The organism is Burkholderia sp. AW49-1, from assembly GCF_053427845.1.
The window spans coordinates 322,265-341,004 of the sequence record NZ_JBSAXF010000003.1; the positions used below are offsets into that span (position 1 = coordinate 322,265).

An 18,740-nucleotide genomic window follows, 5' to 3' on the forward strand; every position below is an offset into this window, starting at 1 on the left:
CTTGACGGCGGTCAACGCCGCGACCGGCATCGAACGTAAGGTGGAGCCACGGCCAGCGCGCGGCGGTTGCCCGCGAAGGGGCGCGCCGGCGTCCGTCGCGCCGGCCATCGACTGAACCACGCACCATGACCGATATCGTTACCGTTACCTTGAATCCGGCCGTCGATGTCGCGACGTCCGTCGAGCACATCGTCGATACGCACAAGCTGCGCTGCGCACGGCCGCGGCGCGACCCCGGCGGCGGCGGGATCAACGTCGCCCGAACCATTCACCGCCTCGGAGGCGACTGCGTCGCGCTGTACCTGGCCGGCGGGCCGACCGGCGACGTGTTGACGCTGTTGCTCGAAGCCGAGCGCCTGCCGGCGGTGCGCATCCGGATCGCCGGCGAGACGCGCGAGAACGTCTGCGTGACCGAGACCGCGACCGGGCGCGAATACCGCTTCCTGATGCCGGGGCCGCTGGTCTCGGAGGCCGAGTGGCGCGACTGTGCAGCCCGCATCGACGCGATGCAACCGGTGCCGCGCTATCTCGTGCTGAGCGGCAGCCTGCCGCCCGGCGCGCCCGACGACCTGTACGCGACGCTCGCGCGGACGGCCCGGGCAAGGGGCAGCCGGGTGGTCGTCGATGCGGCGGGCCGGGCGCTGCAGGCGGCCCTCGAGGCCGGCGTTCATCTCGTGAAGCCCAGTCTCGGCGAACTGAGCGCGCTGGCCGGCGAACCGCTCGACGACACGTCGGCATGCCGGAAGGCGAGCGAACTCGTCGCGCGCGGGCAAGCCGACATCGTCGCGTTGACGCTCGGTGCGCGCGGCGCATGGGTCGTCACGCGCGACGGCGCGCTGCGCCTGCCGGGCAGGCCGGCAGCGGTATGCAGCACGGTCGGCGCCGGCGACAGTTTCGTCGGCGGCATGGTCTGGGCGCTGGCGCGCGGCGTGCCGTTCGACGAAGCGTGCCGCTATGCGCTGGCGGCATCGGCCGCTTCCGTCGAGCATCCGGGGACGGCGCTGTGCACGCGCGACGACGTCGAGCGGATTCATGCCGAACTGGTTGCGCAGGCAACCTGACGCCCAGGCGGCCTGACGCTTGCACGATCGCGTCGACGCGCGATCGATCGTTGATCTGGCTCAGCGGTTTTCGCGCCGCGATCGAGAAAAATGGGGCAGCCATTCCACGAGGTCCGCCATGGCCTTTCGCCTGCTCGCCTGCCTGCTCCTGTTGTCGTGTATGCCGCCGGCTTGGTCCGCCGAAGTCGCGACCGGTGATTCCCCGTCGCAGCGTGTACTGATCCTCGTCTACCACCGGTTCGCCACCTCGCGACTGGATTCGATGACGGTCCGTACCGAGACGTTCCGCCACCAGTTGCAGGCGATCGAGGCGAACGGCTACCGTGTCGTGCCGCTCGCCGACGTCGTGCGCTGGCATGACGGCCAGGCGGATGCCGTGCCGGCGCGCGCGGTCGCGATCACCATCGACGACGGTCATCGCTCCGTGTACGAGGTCCTGCGCCCATTGCTGGCTGCCCATCCGATGCCGGTCACGCTGTTCATCTATCCGTCGGCCATCTCCAACGCCAGCTATGCGATGACATGGGACCAGTTGCGCACGCTCGGGCAGTCCGTCGGATTCGACATCGAGTCCCACACGTACTGGCATCCGAATTTCCGCACCGAACGCGCCCGACTCACGCCGGACGACTACCTGCGCTTCGTGTCGTATCAGTTGAGCCGGTCCCGCGAACGGCTCGAGTCCGAAACCGGTCGGGCGGTGCGGATGCTGGCCTGGCCGTTCGGCGTCCATGATGCGCAGACCGACCAGCTGGCCGCTCGCGAAGGCTACGTCGCGGCATTCACGCTCGACGCGCGCCCCGTTCGTGTCACCGATCCGGCCATGGCGCTGCCGCGTTATCTGATGACGGACGCCTGCGACACACGCTGCATGAACGGATTGTTGAGAACCGCCGGGGGGAAGCCGTGATTGAACGTCTGATCGTCTGCCTGCTCGTGTCGCTCGCCGGATTCGCCGCTCGGGCGGCGCCCGTCACGATCACCGTCGTCGATGCGACGAACGGGCACCCGCTCGCCGGCGCGATCGGCCACGTGGCGGGTGCGAACCGGATCGCGGATCGCGACGGCGCGTTTGCACTGGAGATCGACGCGGCGGGCGCATACCTGAGCGTGCGCGCGCCGGGCTATGCGCGAACCGAAGTCACGCTCTCGGCCGCCGAGGGTGCACAGACGATCCGCATGACGCCAGTGCGGCCGAAAGCCGTCTATCTGTCCGCTTACGGCGTCGCGGACCGCACGCTGCGCGAGGCGGCGCTGTCCCTCCAGGACAAGACGGCGATCAACGCGCTCGTCATCGACGTGAAGGGCGACAGCGGCGTGACGCCATATCGCAGCCTGGCGCGTGAGATCTCGGGTGCCGCGAACAATGTCGCCGGTGCCATCGTTCGTCCGCCCGATCTGCCGGACCTGCTGCGGACGTTCCATGCGCGCGGTCTTTACCTGATTGCCCGCATCGTCGTGTTCAAGGACGACCCGCTGGCTCGCGCGCATCCCGAGTGGGCCGTGCGCGATGCAACCGGCGAGATCTGGCAGGACCGCGAGCATCAGCGCTGGATCGACCCGACCTCGCGCGCGGCCTGGCAACACAACTACGACGTCGCCGAAGAGGCAGCCCGCATGGGTTTCGACGAAATCCAGTTCGACTATCTGCGTTTTCCCGACGCCAACGGCCTCCGGTTCGCCGAGCCCAACACCGAGGCCAACCGGGTCGCGGCGATCTCCGGATTCCTGATCGGTGCGCGAGAACGGCTGCGTCCGTACAACCTCTACATGTCGGCGGATATTTTCGGGTACGTCTGCTGGAACGCCGACGACACCGCGATCGGACAGCGGCTCGACGCGCTCGGGCCGATCGTCGACTATGTGTCGCCGATGCTGTATCCGTCCGGCTTCACGTGGGGCCTGCCCGGTTGCCGCAAGCCGACCGAGCATCCGGGCGAGATCGTTTCGCGGTCGCTGGCCGAGGCGAAGCGCCGGACCGGAATGGACGGGGTCCGGTTTCGGCCGTGGCTCCAGGCGTTTCGCGACTATGCGTTCGACCACCGGCCGTTCGATGCCGACGAGATCCGCGCACAGGTCGACGCGGCCGAGGCGGCGGGCACGGACGGCTGGATGCTGTGGAATCCGCGCAATCGCTACGATCCTGCCGATTTGCCACGCTGAGCGGCAGGTGCGGACCGGCGCGAACGTGCAGGAGTCGAATCGATCATGCCGTGGAATGACGAGCGTTATCCGCCTTCGATGCGGAATCTGCCGCCTCCGGTTCGCGGCAAAGCGATCGAGATCGCCAACGCGCTGCTGAGGCAGGGGCGCACCGAAGGCAGCGCGATCCGCATCGCGATCGCGCAGGCGAAACGGTGGGGGCGTGCGCATGCCGTCTTTCGCGGCCGCGGGTGACGGTCAAGGTGACGAATACCGAACGACGCCCCCCGCCGTCGAAACTAGGCCGTACACCGTGCCGGGCATTCGCGCCCGGTCATCCCCGGATGCAATCGCGCGGCCAGAACGCACGCCATCAGCATGACGGCGACCGCGATGCCGTGCACCGGGTTGCGCAGACACGACGCGACTTGCTCGCTCCTCGCCACACCGAACAGGCACCACAGGCAGAAATGCTCGCAGTTGTTCGTGAGCAGCCGGTATTGGCATTCGCCAAGGCGCGAAGCCGCGCGACGCGCGGCTTCCGTTCCATCGTACAGCGCGCTCGCGTGGCGAATGACCGCGAGCCCGAAACCGGCGCGGAAGCCGTCCAGCGTGACGACCTCGACCGGACCGCCGCTCGCATGACGCGACCATCCCGCGTAGTGAATCACGTTGCCGTCGCCGATGTAGATCCCGTGATGCAGATAGCCGCGGCGGCGGGTCACGAGGTGGGCACCGACCGGCGGTTCGCCATCCAGCATGGCGTCGTCGGCGTGCGCTGCGGTCGGATCAATCATCGCCAGCTCCTCGGTCCTGCGGCGGCGGGGCGGAAGAATCGGGCGCCGGCCGCGAAACACGTTGCATCCTGTCACGTCTCCAGTATTGGCAGTGGAGCCGCGCGGAACAATCAGCGTGGCCTGAGCTTGCTGTCCGATGTCGGGCCGTCGTGTCGGAAATTTCTGACGGGGCGCGCAATATCGGCTGACAGCCGTCACGGACGATTGCGCCGTCCGTAGCCCGCTCCCCCGTGTTTTCACGCGTGCCGTGCCGCTCGGGTAGATGGGGCGCGATGACCGTCTCGCGGGGCCCCTCCGGCTTCGTTCGGCTTCGACAGGCGCGCACTTGATTTGAGTCAACGGGAAATCGACGTTCCGCGCGACGCTGACATCGTCGTCGACGCGAATGCGCGACGTCACTGCACGCAGCCCGTTCCGCGACCGGACGGGCGGGGTCGCAGCCGTGCGTGCCCAATCAGGAGAGTGAAGATGTGGACCCGAACCGTGAAGATGCTGCTGGTGGCAGCCTGCCTGCTGAACATCGGCGCGAACGCGCTCGCTGACACGTCGACCGAGCCGATCGTGCGCAACGGTGTCGCTTATATCACCGGCGGAATCGGCCAGGACGAGGTCACTGCATTTCGCGATGTCGCGCCTCGCTACAACCTGCGGATGACGTTCGCATCGAAGCGGGGCCATTATCTTTCCGATGTCGATGTCACGCTGTCGTCCGGCAAGTCGACGATTCTCGACGCGCACACGAGCGGCCCGTTCCTGTTCGCCCGCGTGCCGCCGGGGCGATATACCGTGTCCGCGCACGACAGGGCCGTCCAGGAAGTCCGGCACGTCGTCGTGCCGGCGCGCGGTGCCGTCGATGTGCGCTTCTACTGGCACGACCCGGAACGGCACGGCGCGATACGTCTGTGTGCCGATTGCTCCGCATCGCCGCAGTAACGGCCCGCTAGCCGCGCGTTCGTTCTGGGCCCGCGCGGCTGGAGAACCGAGGATGCCTCGGCCGGTCCCGGATCTTGACGCAATCGACGTGGCAGGCCTTCGCGCGCAGCACGACTCAGCCGATGCGGCCGGCACGAAGGGATGGATGCAGTGGAACAGGCTCGATCGAGACGATCCCGCTGTGCTGCCGCGCTGACCGCCGCTGCGCTGTTCACGCTTGCATCAGCCGGTGCGCACGCGGTATCCGACACGGCCGTGGCGCCGCAGCAGACCGCCTCGATCGACGAAGCGATCGCCGCCGAAATCACCGACGGCCATCTTGCCGGCGCGGTGGTCGTGACGGGCGACGCGGACGGCGTGCGGGTGCGCGTCGCGCGCGGCATGCGCGTGACGGGCGAGCACGTCGAGGCGATGACGGCCGATACCGTCTTCGATCTTGCGTCGCTGACCAAGCCGGTCGCGACGGCGGTCGCGATCATGCAGCTCGCGGAGCGCGGCATGCTGAGCCTCGACGCGCCGGCCGCGCGCTACTGGCCCGCGTTCGGCGCGCACGGCAAGGCCGGCATCACGATCCGCCAGTTGCTCGCGCATGTGTCCGGGCTGCCGGCCGGCGTGTCGTCGTCCCGTGCGCTGCGCAGCCGGGCCGCCGTGCTGGCCGACATCGTCGCCATGACCCCCGGCGCACCGGCCGGCACGCAGGTGCGCTACGGCGACGTCAACTACGTGGTGCTTGGCGAGATCGTCGAGCGCGTGTCGCACCGGCCGCTCGACGCGTGGTGCGCCGCGCATGTGTTCGCGCCGCTCGGGATGGCGAGCACCGCGTTTCGGCCAGCGGCGTCGCTGTTCGCGCGCGTGGCGCCCACCACCGTTCGCGATGGCCGACTGCTGCGCGGGCGCGTCCACGATCCCGTCGCGGCCGCGATGGGGGGCGTCGCCGGCAATGCGGGCCTGTTCGCGAGTGCGGACGACCTGGCACGCTTCGCGCGCATGCTGCTGAACGGCGGTGCGCTCGGCCCGGTGCGCGTGCTGGCGCATCGCAGCGTCGCCGCGCTCGAGACGCCGGCCACGCTCGACGCGGAAGGCGACCTGCACACGCCCGGCTGGGCGGTCGGGCCACCGCTCGTCGCGAACCGCTACCGGCTGCCGCCGCTCGGTGCGCTGCAACACCTCGGCTACACGGGCACGGCGCTGTGGATCGATCCCGTGACGCGCCGCTTCGCGATCGTGCTCACGAGCCGGCTGTATCCCGACGAAACCGGCACGGCGATGCCATTGCGCTCGCTCGTGCTTGGCATCGTATCGAGCGAGGCCGCGCCCGTGACGTCGTCGCTGATTGCGACGCGCGTGCCCGCGATGGCGGCGGCCGTCGCGCAAGCCGCCCGGTTGCCGGTATCGCGCGGGCCGGTACTGGCCGGCATCGACGTGCTCGCGGCGAGCGGCTTCGCGGCCGTCGCGGGCAAGCGCATTGCGCTCGTCACGAACCGCAGCGGCTTCGACCGGTTCGGCCGGCGCACGGTCGACCTGCTCGCGCAGGTGCCGGGCGCGCGGCTCGTCGCGCTGCTCGCGCCCGAGCACGGGCTCGGCACCGACATCGACGAGACGTTCGGCGACACGGTCGACGCCGCGACCGGCGTGGTCGTTCACAGTCTCTACGGCGACCGCCGCAGGATCGCACCCGCGCTGCTCGCCGATGTCGACGTGCTGGTGTTCGACCTGCAGGACGCAGGCGTACGCTTCTTCACGTACCTGGCCACCCTCGGCTACGCGCTCGAGGCCGGCGCCGCCGCGCATCGCCCGGTGCTCGTGCTCGACCGCCCGGACCCGCTGGGCGGCGATGTGTTCGGCGGCCCCGTGGCCGATGCCGGGCCGGCCACGTTCACCGGTTATTACCCGTTGCCGCTCCAGCCCGGCATGACGCTTGGCGAACTGGCGCGACTGTTCAACGACCGTCTGCATATCGGCGCGGCGCTGACCGTGGTGCCGATGGCGAACTACGTGCGCGCGATGCGCTTCGACGAGACGGGGCTCGGCCGGGTGCCGCCATCGCCGAACCTGCGCGATGGCGCCGCGTTGTCGCTGTACCCGGAGACGGGGCTGATCGAGGGCGCGGCGATCAGTGTCGGGCGCGGTACCGCGACGCCGTTCGGCGTGGTCGGCGCGCCGTGGATCGACGCGCGCATCCTCACGGACGATCTTCGCGCGATGCGGCTGGACGCGACATTCTCGCCGGTTCGCTTCGTGCCCACGGAGGGGCCGTATCGCGGCAGGGTGTGCGAAGGGGTGCGCATCGACCGGCCGCCCGGCGCGGCACGGCCGGGCGAGATCGGGCTGGCACTCGCACTGGCGCTGCACCGGCGTTATCCGGCGAAGTTCCGGATCGATGCGATCCGTGCATCGGTCGGTTCGCGCGAGGTAGCGGACATGCTGGAGGCGGGGCGGTCGATCGACGAGATCGAGCGCGTGGTCGTTGCGCAGGAGGCGGCGTTCGCGCCCGAGAGAGCAGCATTTCTGCTGTACTGAGCGGATGCAAAGGCGTTGGCAAGCGTGACGCCGATACGAGATCAGCCGCGACTTCGCCGACACGGCTCGGTCGATCCGTCTCGACGATTCGATGGGCGATCGCATATCGGATCGACGCGGCATCGCTTCGCAACTCGCGCTGGTCAAGCGCGCGCGTTGCCCGACTGCCGACGGGCGCACGCACGCGCAAAAGCGCGCTATTCGTGCGCCTCCGATCGCGTGGCAGGAGCGGCCGAACGTTCATCGTGCCGTTTGCCGCGGCCTCGCTGCTTCCGTCCCGTGTCTTCGAGCATTCTCGTGACGTTGCTGAAGGCATTGCGCAGCGCGACGTAGACATCCTCGTCGCGCTCCTTGCTGGATACCAGTTGATGTCCGGGAATCGTGACTTCGATCCGGATATTGAACGGTTTCCCCTGATGATCGTGCTTCTCGTCCAGCACGACGTTGATCCGGCAATGCGAGATGTCCTGCCGGAATCGATCGAGTCTGGATGCATGCCGGGCGGCTGCCGCCTCGAGCGCGTCCGAGCGCGGCATGCCTTGAAATACCAGTTCGTAAGGTGGCTTCATTGCTTGATCCGTTGATGGCTGATGAATACCGGTCGTGCCCCGTCGTGCCGGCGCCCCCGAGATTCCGATTCAGAACGTGGCGATCTGAAGGACGACGTCGAACGCGATGACCAGTGCCGAGCACAGAACGCCGAGCGCCAGGTTCGCGAGCCGATGCTCGACGTCCGGATGCTTGCCTACCCATGCCGTCATGAAGAACAACCCGTCGAGAATCACCTGCAGTGCAAATACGAACAACATCAGCGTGAACTCGTAGCCAGCCTGCGGCAGTTGCGCGAAATTCCAGCCATGCCGGCTTACCCAATAGCCGATCCGGTAGATCTCGTAGCCGGCCAGCAGCAGAGGAAACACGTAGGAAACGAAATACGTCGGCACGGTCGCATGCCGGAACTCGGGTAGGAAATGATGTCCGGTCTGCATGGTTGCCTCCCAGCCTGGACGCGTGCGTCAGGACGACTGTCGTTCACGTTTCCAGCCTAGGCTGTCGGGGCAGCCGCCACTTGACACGCATCAACGGCGGCTTTTATGGACCGCGCCGGCCCGTGGAAACGAGACGATTCCATCGAGAGCGTGTCCGGCCACGCGGACGACAAGGTGTGACCAGCATCAACGGCTGATCGGCTGGAAGGGCGAAATTCCGATCGTGCCATCGACGCGAATCGCAAACACGATATCGAACGGGAACTGCCCCGGGATCCGGCATCCGGCATCCGGCATCCGGCATCCGGGGCGAGAATGACTGCCCTGCGGCAACTGTGGCGCCGGCCGCTCCGTGGTCGACATGAATTCCGTGCATCCCCGTGGCGAGTCGTACAAGGCCGACCGGCGGCACACTGATGGATCAGCCGAGTTCGTCGCCCCAGTTTCCCGATTCCGCGACGCCCGGTGACGCGGCCGTGCGTGGGCGATGCGCGATCATGCAATCGGTCGTGAGCAGCAGCGACGCGACTGAGATCGCGTTCTGTAGCGCCGAACGCGCGACCTTGACCGGGTCGACGATTCCGGCAGCAATCATGTCCCCATATGTCGCCGTTGCCGCGTCATAGCCGAATGGTCCGGTCGCGGCATCGACTGCGTGTACGACGGCCTGCGCGTCCGCTCCGGCGTTTTCGGCGATCTGACGCAGCGGGGATGCCAGAGCGTCGTGCACGATTCGCGCGCCGGTGCGCTGCGCGTCGGTCAAGTCCGTGCGATTGCCTTCGAGCGCGCGCCGTGCACGCAGCAGTGCGACGCCACCGCCCGGCACAATGCCTTCCTCCATCGCGGCGCGCGTCGCATGCAAGGCGTCCTCGAAGCGATTCTTGCGCTCGCGCAATGCGGTTTCCGTCGCGGCGCCGACGCGAATCACCGCCACGCCGCCCGCGAGTTTCGTCAACCGGCGCGTGAGCGCGTCGCGCTCGTATCCGGCCGGCGTCGCCGCGATGCGCGTGCGCAGCGCCTGGACACGGTCGTCGATGTGCTGGCGTTCGCCTCGCCCGGCGATGACGGTCGTCGTCTCGCGCGTGATCTCCACGCGCCGCGCGGCACCGAGATCGTCCAGCGTCGTGCGCTCGAGTGTTCGTCCGGCCTGAACGGAAATGACCGTCGCGCCAGTCAGCGCGGCGAGGTCGGCGAGCTGTTCGGTGCGTGCCTCGCCGAATCCGGGCGAGCGGATCGCGCACGATTTCAGCGTGCCGCGCAGGTGGTTGACGACCAGGGTCGCCAGCGCCTCGCCTTCCACTTCGTTCGCGACGACGAGAAGCGGCTTGCCGGTGCTGCTGAGCGCCTCGAGTACCGGCAGCAGCTGTGCGATCGCGCTGATGTTCATGTCGCAGAGCAGGATGCGCGGCTCGTCAAGGACGATGCGATGATTGTCCGAATCGACGAACAGTGGCGACAGATAGCCGCGATCGATCAGCGAGCCGTCCACCGTCTCGAGTTCGTCATCGAGCTTCGTGCCGTCCTCGATGCTGATCGCGCCGTCCCTGCCCACACGCTCGACGGCCTGTGCGACGAGCGCGCCGATCGTGCTGTCGCCGCTGGCGGAAATCGTCGCGATCTGGCGCATTTCGTCCGCGCTTGCGCACGGTTTCGACACGCGGTGCAGTTCGGCGACCACGTCGCGGCCGGCCGCTTCGATCGCGCGCTTGAGCGCCATCGGATCGTGCCCGGCAGTGACGCACTTGATGCCTTCGGCAACGATGGCCTGTGCCAGGGTGGTGGCAGTGGTCGTGCCGTCGCCGGCGACTTCGCTGGTGCGGGTCGCCACTTCGCGCAACAACCGTGCGCCCATTTCCTCGAACGGGTCGGGCAAGTCCACAGCGCTGGCGACGACGACGCCAGAGTTCGCAACCAGCGGCGCCGTGCCGGCCCGCTCGACGATCACGTTGCGCCCGCCCGGGCCGAGCGTGAGCTTGACTGCCTCGGCCATCGCGTTGACGCCTTTGAGCAGTCGTTGGCGAGCATCCTGATGAAAGACAAGCGATTTTGCGGGCACGATGCACCTCCTGTGCGACGAAGCCGGGCACGATGCGCCTCGGGGCCGGCGACCGATACGCATATTCCACCTGCCGGCGCGTCGTGCCGATTGACCTGGGTCAACGAGCGCCACGCGTTTCGCAGTGCCATGTGCTCGCCCAAGAGCCTTCGGTGTCCCCATCCTGAGCGTTGATCTCCGTCAATTGCCGCGGTCATCGCCAATCGAGAATAAACGCATCACTGACGAGAAGGAGGCACGACATGAAAGAATCGTCCACGAAACTGCCGGTCAACAAGCCGCAGGAGAGTGCGGAGCATGCGCCGATGGGGGCGCCGTACTGGCATCCGATCGAAACGCTGCGCCATGAGATGGACCGTCTCTTCGACGATTTCAATCGCAGCGCGGGCATGCCGTCGGTGCGGCGACCGATTTTCAACCTCCAGCCATTCTGGCGCCGCGATCACGAATGGAGCGCAGAGCCCGCGGTCGACTTCGCGGAAACCGACAAGTCATACGAAATCACAGCTGAATTGCCCGGGCTGGACGAGAAGGACATCGAGGTCAAGCTCGCGAACGGCGGCTTGTCGATCCGCGGCGAAAAGCAGGAAGAAAAGGAAGAGCAGCACAAGGACTACTACGTCCATGAGCGCCGCTTCGGCTCGTTCGAGCGCTACTTTCGCATGCCCGACGGGGTCGACAGGAACAAGATCGAGGCGTCGTTCCAGAAAGGCGTTCTGACGGTCACGCTGCCGAAGACGCAGGAAGCTCGCAAGGCCGAGAAGAAGATCGAGGTCAAGGCCGGCTGAAACTGGTGGGGGCATCCGCCGACGCATGCCGGCGGATGCCGGTGCACATGCTTTCCGTTTGCTTCTCGATCGCTGGATCATGTCGTGACACACCGACATTCGGGCGGTCGACGAAAGGCGGTCCTGCATGCGCCATGCATGGAGAGCCGATAACCGGGATATCGGCGACGCCGCACTTGAGCCAGTCGTTGCACCGTCGCGTGCAATCGACACACACCCGGACCGATTTTCTCCGGATCGCCCGCGCTTCGTGGCGAATGAATTCAACGGACGCACGCGCCGCCCGACAAGCGTGCATGAGGGAGGTCGTCATGTATGCCGGCAAGGTTCTCGTCGTGTTCTATTCGCGCACCGGCACGACCCGCCGGGCCGCATCGGCGCTGGCCGAGATGCTCGACGCCGACGTCGAGGAAATCGTCGTGACGCGCGATCGTGCCGGCCCGTTCGGCTATCTGCGTTCGCTCGTCGAGGCAATCAACCAGAAACCGGCGGAGATCGTCGCGGCGAAGCGCGACCCGTCCGCGTACGATCTCGTGGTGATCGGCTCCCCGGTCTGGGCAGGCTGCGTATCGTCGCCAGTGCGGGCGTATCTCGTCGCGAATCAGCGACGCCTGCCGCGTGTCGCATTCTTCTGCAGCTTCGCGCAACGTGGTGCGGACTCCGCACTCACGCAAATGCGGATGCTGGCACGCAAGTCGCCGCTCGCCGAATGTCGCGTGACGCCACGCGAATCCTTGCATGGCGATGCCAGCCCGATTCTCGCGGCATTTGCTGAACAGGCAGCACGCAGGCTGGCCGAAGCGATCGCGACGACTGCGGCGCGTTGAAGCATACTCGGCGCGCGAGCCCGTCAATGGGCGGTAGTGCTCTCGGGCACCGCTGCACGAGACCGCGCGCCGTCGTGCAACGGTGTGGCGGACGTTCCGACGCCGGCGTCAGGACACCGGTCGGTGTGCGTCTGCGGCCGCGAGATAGCCGACGATATCGTCGAGCGTAACCAGACGACCGTAGTCGCGCTCCGGGATCTCCACCTTCAGCCGCGCATGAAGGCCAGTCAGAACATTGAGCCAGTCCATCGAATCGAGATCGACTTGACTGCGCAACGGACGATCCGCGCGCAGCGTCGACGGATCGAGTTCCGGCGCGACGGATGCAAGGGTTTCCAGTACGACCGAAAGGATGTCTGCATTGTTCATCGGTTCAACTCCTCGGGGTGCTGCAGCAATTCACCCAGTTCAACCAGGAACAGCGCGCCGCGATGGCCGTCGGATACGCGGTGGTCTGCCGAGAGGCTGGCGGTCGTCACCGGCATGATCTTCAGCCCGCCGTCTTCGGCCCACGGCCGCTCAATGATTCGCCCGAACCCGACGAGCGCGACCTGGGGAGGATAGATAATGCCGAACACCTCGACGGCACCTCGATCGCCGAGATTCGTCACGGTAATCGTCGATTCCGACAACTCCGAACTCCGCAGCGAGCCCGCGCGACATCGCTGCGTCAGGTCGAGCAGTTCGCGCATCAGTTGGTTCAGGGGCTTGGCATCTGCATCGAGCAACGCGGGCGCCACCAGCCCGCCCTGGCGCAGCGAGATCGCCACGCCGAGATGCACGGCGACGGCCGGCTGGAAGACGCCCTCCCGATGGAACCCGTTCAGCTCCGGAAATCGACGCAGCGTGAGCGCGACCGCCTTGAGCAGGAGCGCTGCCGGAAGCAGCCTGTCGGTCACGGAACGCATCGCGTTCTCGGCCGCGAGCCATGCCAGCGCCTTTCCCAGCGGAATCGTCTCGGACACGTAATAGTGCGGAATCTCGCGCTTCGAACGCTCCATCGCGGCCGCGATCGCCCGTCTCATTTCCGGAAAGCGCTCGCCGGGCGTGCCGGGCGCGGGCGAACCCGCCGCCGCGATCGTCCGTTCGACGTCGGCCAGCGTCACCGAGCCCTCCGGGCCGGTGCCCGTGACACTGTCGGGATCGACCCGGTGCTGCTGCGCCAGCTTGCGCGCGGCCGGCGAGATCTTGCGGCGAGGTGCCGCGCCGGTGGCCGCGGCGGGTGCCGCTGGTTGGCGCGTATGCCGTGCCACCGGCGGTGCTTCTCCGGGCTCGAGCAGCGTGGCCATCGGCGTGCCGACGGGGATCCGTTCGCCCGGGTTCACGAGCAATTCGTCGACCGTTCCCTCGTGCCAGCTCTCGACATCCACGGCCGCCTTGCTCGTGTCGACGATCGCGACAACCTGGCCTTTCTTGACCACGTCACCAGGCTTGACCTTCCATTCGAGGAGCGTCCCCTCGTCCATGTCCGCTCCCATGGAAGGCAACGTGAATTCGATCATGCGTCCCCCTTCGGAGTCTGTCAGCAATCACGAAAACAATTGTTTCACCGCGGTGACGATCTTGTCGACTTGGGGTAATGCCGCGTCTTCCATGTGCCGGGCGTAAGGAATCGGCACATCTTCGGCGCACACGCGTGCCGGCGGTGCATCGAGCTCATAGAACGCCTGCTCGACGATGCGCGCGATGATCTCCGCGGCGACGCTGGCGCTGCGCCAGCATTCGTCGACGACGACCACGCGCCGGCACTTCGCTACCGACGCGATGATCGTCGCGTCGTCGAGCGGCCGCAACACGCGCAGGTCGATCACTTCGGCGGAGATCCCGCCGCCGGCGAGCGTCTCGGCAGCATCGAGCGCCTTCGGCAGCGAGCCGCCGTACGCGAGGATGGCGACGTCCTTGCCCGCGCGGCGCACTTTCGCGGTGCGAATGTCGACACCGTCGAGGTCCGGCAGGTCTCCTTCCATGTTGTAGAGGCCCGCGTGTTCGAAGATCAGCACCGGGTCCGGATCGGCCAATGCCGGCGCCAGCATGTGGCGCGCATCCTCGATGGTCGCCGGCGCGAGCACCTTGATGCCCGGGATGCCCGCGTACCAGCCTTCGAAACTGTGCGAGTGCTGCGCGGCGACCTGGCGGCCGGCGCCCGTCGCCATTCGGACGACCAGCGGCACCGAGAATTGCCCGCCGGACATGTGGTGGTAGAGCGCTGCGGTATTGACGATCTGGTCGAGCGCAAGCAGGCTGAAGTTCACCGTCATGATCTCGACGATCGGCCGCATGCCGCCCAGCGCAGCGCCGATGCCGGCCCCCGTGAACGCGAGTTCCGACAGTGGCGTGTCGCGGATGCGCTCGGGCCCGAACGCGTCGAGCAACCCGGCCGACACTGCATAGGTGCCGCCGTAGCATCCGACGTCCTCGCCCATCAGGAACACGCGTGAATCGTTCGACAGCGCCTCGCGCAGTGCCTCGCGCAGCGCTTCGCGATAAGTGAGACGGCGGCTCATCGCGGGCCTCCCGCCGTCGTGTAGACGTCCTCTGCGAGCGCTTCGACGGGCTCCCATGCGGCGGCATCGGCAAACGCGACCGCGCGGGCGACTTCGGCTTCGACATTGGCATCGAGCGCGACGAACGCGTCCTCCGTGAGTTTGCCTTCGGCCTTGAGGCGCGCGGTGAACGTGTGGATCGGGCCGCGGGTTTTCCATGCGTCGACCTCTGCCTTCTGCCGGTAGAGTTCGGCGTCGTACATCGAATGCGCGCGGAAACGATACGTCCGCAGTTCCAGGAACATCGGGCCGGCGCCGCTTCGCACATAGGCGACCGCATCCTTCGCCGCGTCGTGTACGGCCACGATATCCATACCGTCGGTCGAGTTCGCCCGCATGTCATAGGCGGCAGCTTTCGTGCACAGGTCCGTCTGGGATTCGTGGCGCTCGACGGCCGTGCCCATCGCATACAGGTTGTTTTCGCAGCAGAACAGCACCGGAAGCCGCCAGAGCGCCGCGAGATTCATCGACTCGTGAAATGCCCCTTCGGCAACCGCGCCGTCACCGAAGAAACATGCGGTGACGCGCGTGCTCGACTGCATCTTTTCGGCGAGCGCGAGACCGACCGCCAGCGGCAGACCGCCACCAACGATCGCGTTTCCGCCGAACAGCCGGCTGCTTCGGTCGAACAGGTGCATCGAGCCGCCGCGCCCGCGAGCGCAGCCTTCGCGCTTGCCATACATTTCGGCCATCAGCACGCCCATGTCCATGCCGCGAACCAGCGCATGCGCATGCTCGCGGTAGGTCGCGACGACGTTGTCGTCGGGTGTCAGCGCATGCAGGGCGCCGATGCCGGAGGCTTCCTCGCCGATATACAGATGAAGAAAGCCGCGTATCTTTCCCGCGCCGTAGAGTTCGGCACATTTCTCTTCGAGGCGGCGCACGCGCAACATGTCGCGCAACAGCGCGAGCGCCAGATCCGCTGGATACGGCACGGGCCCTGACGGCGGAGGCGGAGGCGGGTGGTCGACGGGAGTCATGCGCCGCTCTCGAGTGTCGATGTGTCGCCTTCCGCCATCCCCAACTCGCGGGCCTTGAGCAGTCGTCGCATGATCTTGCCGCTGCGAGTGTGCGGAAGCTGGCCGACGAACACGATTTCCTTGGGTGCGACCGCCGCACCCAGGCGCTTTCGCGCGTGGGCGAGCAGCGCCATCCTGAGTGCATCGTCGGGGCATTGGCCCTGGTTCAGCGCCACAAATGCCTTGATCGATTCGCCGACGACCGGGTCAGGCTTGCCGATCACCGCCGCCTCCGCGACCGCCGGATGCGCCATCAACACGCTTTCGACCTCGAACGGCCCGATCAGGTGGCCGGCCGACTTGATGACGTCGTCGGCGCGCCCGACGAACCAGTAGTAGCCATCGGCGTCCCGCCTCGCGAGATCACCGGTCAGATACCAGTCGCCGGCGAAGCATTTGCGATAGCGTGCGTCTTCGTTCAGGTAGCCGCGAAACATGGACGGCCAGCCGCGCCGGAGCGCGAGTTCGCCCTCGATGCCCGGCTCGTCGACGAGTTGCACGCCGCCACCGGCGTCGCGCTGCACGATCGCCGCATCCACGCCCGGCAGTGGCCTTCCCATCGAGCCGGGCTTGATGTCGAACGCGGGTGTATTCGCGATCATGATCCCGCCGGTCTCCGTTTGCCACCAGTTGTCGTGAATCGGTAGCCCCAGCACTGCCTTTCCCCACCAGACGGCTTCCGGGTTCAACGGCTCACCGACGCTGGCGACGAAACGCAAGTGCGGGAACGCGTGCTGCGAAGCGATCCCGGAGCCGGCTCGCATCAGCATGCGCACGGCGGTCGGCGCCGTGTACCACACGGATACGTGCTCGTCCTCGAGGATGCCGTACCAGCGCTCGGCATCGAATTCCTCGCGGTCGACGATGGAGGTCACGCCATGGAGCAGCGGCGCGACGATCCCGTACGAGGTACCCGTGACCCAGCCGGGGTCGGCGGTGCACCAGTAGATGTCGTCCTCGTGCAGGTCCAGCGCATACCGTCCGGTGATCCAGTGCGTGAGCGCCGCCGCATGCACGTGGACGGCGCCTTTCGGCGTGCCGGTGGTGCCGCTCGTGAAGTGCAGCAGCGCCATGTCTTCCGGGGACGTCGGTTCGTAGCGGCATGTGTCCGTCGCACCGGCCATCAGCGATGCGAGGTCGTGGGTGCCGGAAACGTTCGTCGCCGCGCCGGGTGTGTCCGCGACGAGCAGAACGTGCTTCAGCCCCGGCATGCGTTCGCGCCACGGGGCGATCTTGCGTTCGAAGATCGTATCGGTCGTAAGCAGCACAGTTCCCGCGCCGAGATTCACGCGTGTGGCAATCGGCTCCGGCCCGAATGCGGAGAAGAGGGGGGAGACGACCGTGCCGTTCTTGAGTGCGCCGAGCACGCCGACATACATTTCGGGGATGCGTCCGGCGACGATGAACAGGCGGTCGCCCTTGCCGATACCCAGGCCACGCAGCACGTTGCAGAAGCGGTCAGTCAGCGTCGCGAGTTCGGCGTAGCTGATTGCGCGGGATGGCGTATTCCGTGCGAGGAAGCGCAGGGCAATCCTGTCGCGTCCGGGGCCGGCACAATGACGGTCGACTGCCTGCCACCCGATGTTGATGCCGCCGCCCGGTTCGATCGCGAGTTCGCGCGCCGCAGCCGCCCACGAGAAACGGTGCCGTTCGCCGTCGTAGTCGACGAGATTCGGCACGACGCGCAGGTCGGCAGGTGTTTTGGCGATGATCGCGGGGACATTCATTCGGACACCATCCGGTCGGGTCGGACGTGATTCATTCTGGTCGCCGCACCCGCTTTTCCGTTGACGTGCGTCAACGCGCCGTAGTTGCCGAAGCGGGCCCGCCGCCTCGGTGAGGATGGACAACAGGATCCGGCCCCAAGTTGCCACGGAAGATGCCGACCGAACACGACACTGTTCGAATGGCCATATGGCGACATCCGTGTACGATCTGCCGCCTTTGATATCGGTCAAATTCGCCCGGTGTTTCTGGGTGAAGCATTCATCTTGCAGGCTGGTCGAGCTGGGCGAGCGCGTGCAGCGTCCGCCGCAGACTAGCCGGTGAAGCGCCATCGCGTGGAAGGAGAAACCTCATGTGGGCACGTGACGTGATGACAACCTCGGTCATTTCCGCGACGCCGGAGATGAGCGTGCAGGAGGTCGCCAAGCTGCTCGCCGAGCACGCGATCAGCGCGGTTCCGGTAACGGATGCAGATGGCAGGCTGATCGGTATCGTCAGCGAAGGCGACCTTGTACGCCGCGTCGAGCTCGGCACCGGTGTCAGGCGTCGCTCCTGGTGGCTGGAGCTTCTTGCATCCAGCACGGAACTGGCCAGCGAGTACGTAAAGGAGCACGCGCAGAAGGCAGGGGACGTGATGAGTGTCGACGTCGTCACGGTCCACGAGGACACGCCACTGTCGGAAGTTGCAGATCTGCTCGAGCGGTACCGCATCAAGCGCGTGCCGGTCGTCAAGGATGACGAGGTGACGGGTCTGGTGAGCCGCGCCGATCTCGTGCGTGCTCTGGCCAGCGATACGCACAACCAACAGTCGCCGGTCCCACCTGCCGACGTGGAGATACGCGAGGCGATACTGAAGGCGATGTCTGGCCAACGCTGGGCGCTATCTCGGGGTCAGGTCATCGTCAAGAACGGACAGGTGCATCTCTGGGGCGTGATCTTCAGCGAGGAGGAGCGCAAAGCAGTGTGCGTCGCCGCCCAGACCGTCCCGGGGGTAAAAGAGGTAATCAGTCATCTTGTCTATCCGCTGACGCTTCCGTCGATGTAAAAACAGACGATAAGCCGCGTCGTCGGCAGCATGTCAGCGGAGCACCAGGAAAAGACCGATGACCGCACCGTATTGCCTGAAAATCTTTGCCCATCCGCACGGAAAGCATCACGTCCCCATTGAGTCTTCGCCAGGAATCACGTTCAGCGTTGCTCCGGCTCCCGTGACACGGCGTTCGTTTGCCCCGGCACTTGCATGCCCGGCGCACGAGCGCGGGCAGACGCGATTTTCGTGGGGGCAGTCGTTGACACGGATCAATCGACGAATCAGGTGAATCGCTAACGTGGTCTGCACA

The 18,740-nt window shown here is 66.8% G+C and carries 18 protein-coding genes; 9 read left to right on the forward strand and 9 right to left on the reverse strand.

Going from position 1 to position 18,740, the window contains the following annotated elements:
• The first annotated feature begins 125 nt into the window (after nucleotides 1-125).
• The 4 genes from ACV22W_RS08155 to ACV22W_RS08170 all read left to right on the forward strand — a co-directional run bounded on the left by ACV22W_RS08155 (nucleotide 126) and on the right by ACV22W_RS08170 (nucleotide 3,458).
• Nucleotides 126-1,061 (forward strand): 1-phosphofructokinase family hexose kinase, encoded by a 936-nt coding sequence (locus ACV22W_RS08155; RefSeq protein WP_448018708.1) that lies wholly within the window; start codon nucleotides 126-128, stop codon nucleotides 1,059-1,061.
• Nucleotides 1,062-1,179: 118 nt separating this feature from the next.
• On the forward strand, nucleotides 1,180-1,971 hold the full coding sequence (locus ACV22W_RS08160) for a polysaccharide deacetylase family protein (protein ID WP_448018709.1): 792 nt from the start codon (nucleotides 1,180-1,182) through the stop codon (nucleotides 1,969-1,971).
• A complete protein-coding gene (locus tag ACV22W_RS08165; protein WP_448018710.1) occupies nucleotides 1,968-3,224 on the forward strand; it encodes a putative glycoside hydrolase in 1,257 nt (418 codons plus the stop codon). The genes ACV22W_RS08160 and ACV22W_RS08165 overlap by 4 nt, the downstream gene beginning before the upstream one ends.
• A 45-nt stretch (nucleotides 3,225-3,269) precedes the next feature.
• Nucleotides 3,270-3,458 (forward strand): hypothetical protein, encoded by a 189-nt coding sequence (locus tag ACV22W_RS08170; RefSeq protein ID WP_059700890.1) that lies wholly within the window; start codon nucleotides 3,270-3,272, stop codon nucleotides 3,456-3,458.
• Between the two features lie 44 nt (nucleotides 3,459-3,502).
• On the opposite strand, the gene ACV22W_RS08175 is transcribed toward ACV22W_RS08170, so the two are convergent.
• Nucleotides 3,503-4,000, reverse strand: a complete 498-nt coding sequence (locus tag ACV22W_RS08175; RefSeq protein ID WP_448018711.1) for a lecithin retinol acyltransferase family protein — start codon at nucleotides 3,998-4,000, stop codon at nucleotides 3,503-3,505.
• A 468-nt stretch (nucleotides 4,001-4,468) separates the two neighbouring features.
• Here ACV22W_RS08175 and ACV22W_RS08180 point away from each other — a divergent pair, with 468 nt between their 5' ends.
• Complete coding sequence (locus ACV22W_RS08180) at nucleotides 4,469-4,933, forward strand: carboxypeptidase regulatory-like domain-containing protein (RefSeq protein ID WP_448018712.1); 465 nt, start codon at nucleotides 4,469-4,471, stop codon at nucleotides 4,931-4,933.
• A 150-nt stretch (nucleotides 4,934-5,083) separates the two neighbouring features.
• Nucleotides 5,084-7,453: an exo-beta-N-acetylmuramidase NamZ domain-containing protein gene (locus tag ACV22W_RS08185; protein ID WP_448018713.1), complete on the forward strand. Its 2,370-nt coding sequence runs from the start codon at nucleotides 5,084-5,086 to the stop codon at nucleotides 7,451-7,453.
• 197 nt (nucleotides 7,454-7,650) lie between these two features.
• Here ACV22W_RS08185 and ACV22W_RS08190 read toward each other — a convergent pair whose 3' ends face one another.
• The 3 genes from ACV22W_RS08190 to groL form a co-directional block, all read right to left on the reverse strand.
• Nucleotides 7,651-8,022 carry an HPF/RaiA family ribosome-associated protein gene (locus ACV22W_RS08190; protein WP_059536522.1) on the reverse strand — a complete coding sequence of 124 codons (372 nt, stop codon included), beginning with the start codon at nucleotides 8,020-8,022 and terminating at the stop codon, nucleotides 7,651-7,653.
• A gap of 69 nt (nucleotides 8,023-8,091) precedes the next feature.
• Entirely contained in the window at nucleotides 8,092-8,442 is a 351-nt protein-coding gene (locus tag ACV22W_RS08195; protein ID WP_448018714.1) for a hypothetical protein, read from the reverse strand.
• Nucleotides 8,443-8,863: 421 nt separating this feature from the next.
• Entirely contained in the window at nucleotides 8,864-10,498 is a 1,635-nt protein-coding gene (gene groL / locus ACV22W_RS08200) for a chaperonin GroEL (protein ID WP_059536513.1), read from the reverse strand.
• A 242-nt stretch (nucleotides 10,499-10,740) separates the two neighbouring features.
• On the opposite strand from groL, the gene ACV22W_RS08205 reads away from it, so the two are divergent.
• Together ACV22W_RS08205 and ACV22W_RS08210 are read left to right on the forward strand one after the other, a co-directional pair.
• A complete protein-coding gene (locus ACV22W_RS08205) occupies nucleotides 10,741-11,286 on the forward strand; it encodes an Hsp20/alpha crystallin family protein (protein ID WP_059536503.1) in 546 nt (181 codons plus the stop codon).
• A 296-nt stretch (nucleotides 11,287-11,582) separates the two neighbouring features.
• Nucleotides 11,583-12,113, forward strand: a complete 531-nt coding sequence (locus ACV22W_RS08210) for a flavodoxin family protein (protein WP_448018715.1) — start codon at nucleotides 11,583-11,585, stop codon at nucleotides 12,111-12,113.
• 108 nt (nucleotides 12,114-12,221) lie between these two features.
• Here ACV22W_RS08210 and ACV22W_RS08215 read toward each other — a convergent pair whose 3' ends face one another.
• From ACV22W_RS08215 to acsA, 5 genes are read right to left on the reverse strand one after another with little or no spacing between them, the layout of a single operon-like run.
• Nucleotides 12,222-12,482, reverse strand: coding sequence for an acyl carrier protein (locus ACV22W_RS08215; RefSeq protein WP_059536499.1), 261 nt, complete (start codon nucleotides 12,480-12,482; stop codon nucleotides 12,222-12,224).
• Nucleotides 12,479-13,615, reverse strand: coding sequence for a dihydrolipoamide acetyltransferase family protein (locus tag ACV22W_RS08220; RefSeq protein ID WP_448018716.1), 1,137 nt, complete (start codon nucleotides 13,613-13,615; stop codon nucleotides 12,479-12,481). Before ACV22W_RS08220 ends, ACV22W_RS08215 begins: the two co-directional genes overlap by 4 nt.
• Before the next feature lie 27 nt (nucleotides 13,616-13,642).
• Entirely contained in the window at nucleotides 13,643-14,617 is a 975-nt protein-coding gene (locus tag ACV22W_RS08225) for an alpha-ketoacid dehydrogenase subunit beta (protein WP_059693122.1), read from the reverse strand.
• Entirely contained in the window at nucleotides 14,614-15,636 is a 1,023-nt protein-coding gene (gene pdhA / locus ACV22W_RS08230) for a pyruvate dehydrogenase (acetyl-transferring) E1 component subunit alpha (protein ID WP_448018717.1), read from the reverse strand. The genes ACV22W_RS08225 and pdhA overlap by 4 nt, the downstream gene beginning before the upstream one ends.
• On the reverse strand, nucleotides 15,633-17,402 hold the full coding sequence (acsA, locus tag ACV22W_RS08235) for an acetate--CoA ligase (protein ID WP_448018742.1): 1,770 nt from the start codon (nucleotides 17,400-17,402) through the stop codon (nucleotides 15,633-15,635). The genes pdhA and acsA overlap by 4 nt, the downstream gene beginning before the upstream one ends.
• Before the next feature lie 350 nt (nucleotides 17,403-17,752).
• Here acsA and ACV22W_RS08240 point away from each other — a divergent pair, with 350 nt between their 5' ends.
• A complete protein-coding gene (locus ACV22W_RS08240; RefSeq protein ID WP_448018718.1) occupies nucleotides 17,753-18,445 on the forward strand; it encodes a CBS domain-containing protein in 693 nt (230 codons plus the stop codon).
• Nucleotides 18,446-18,740 lie beyond the last annotated feature (295 nt).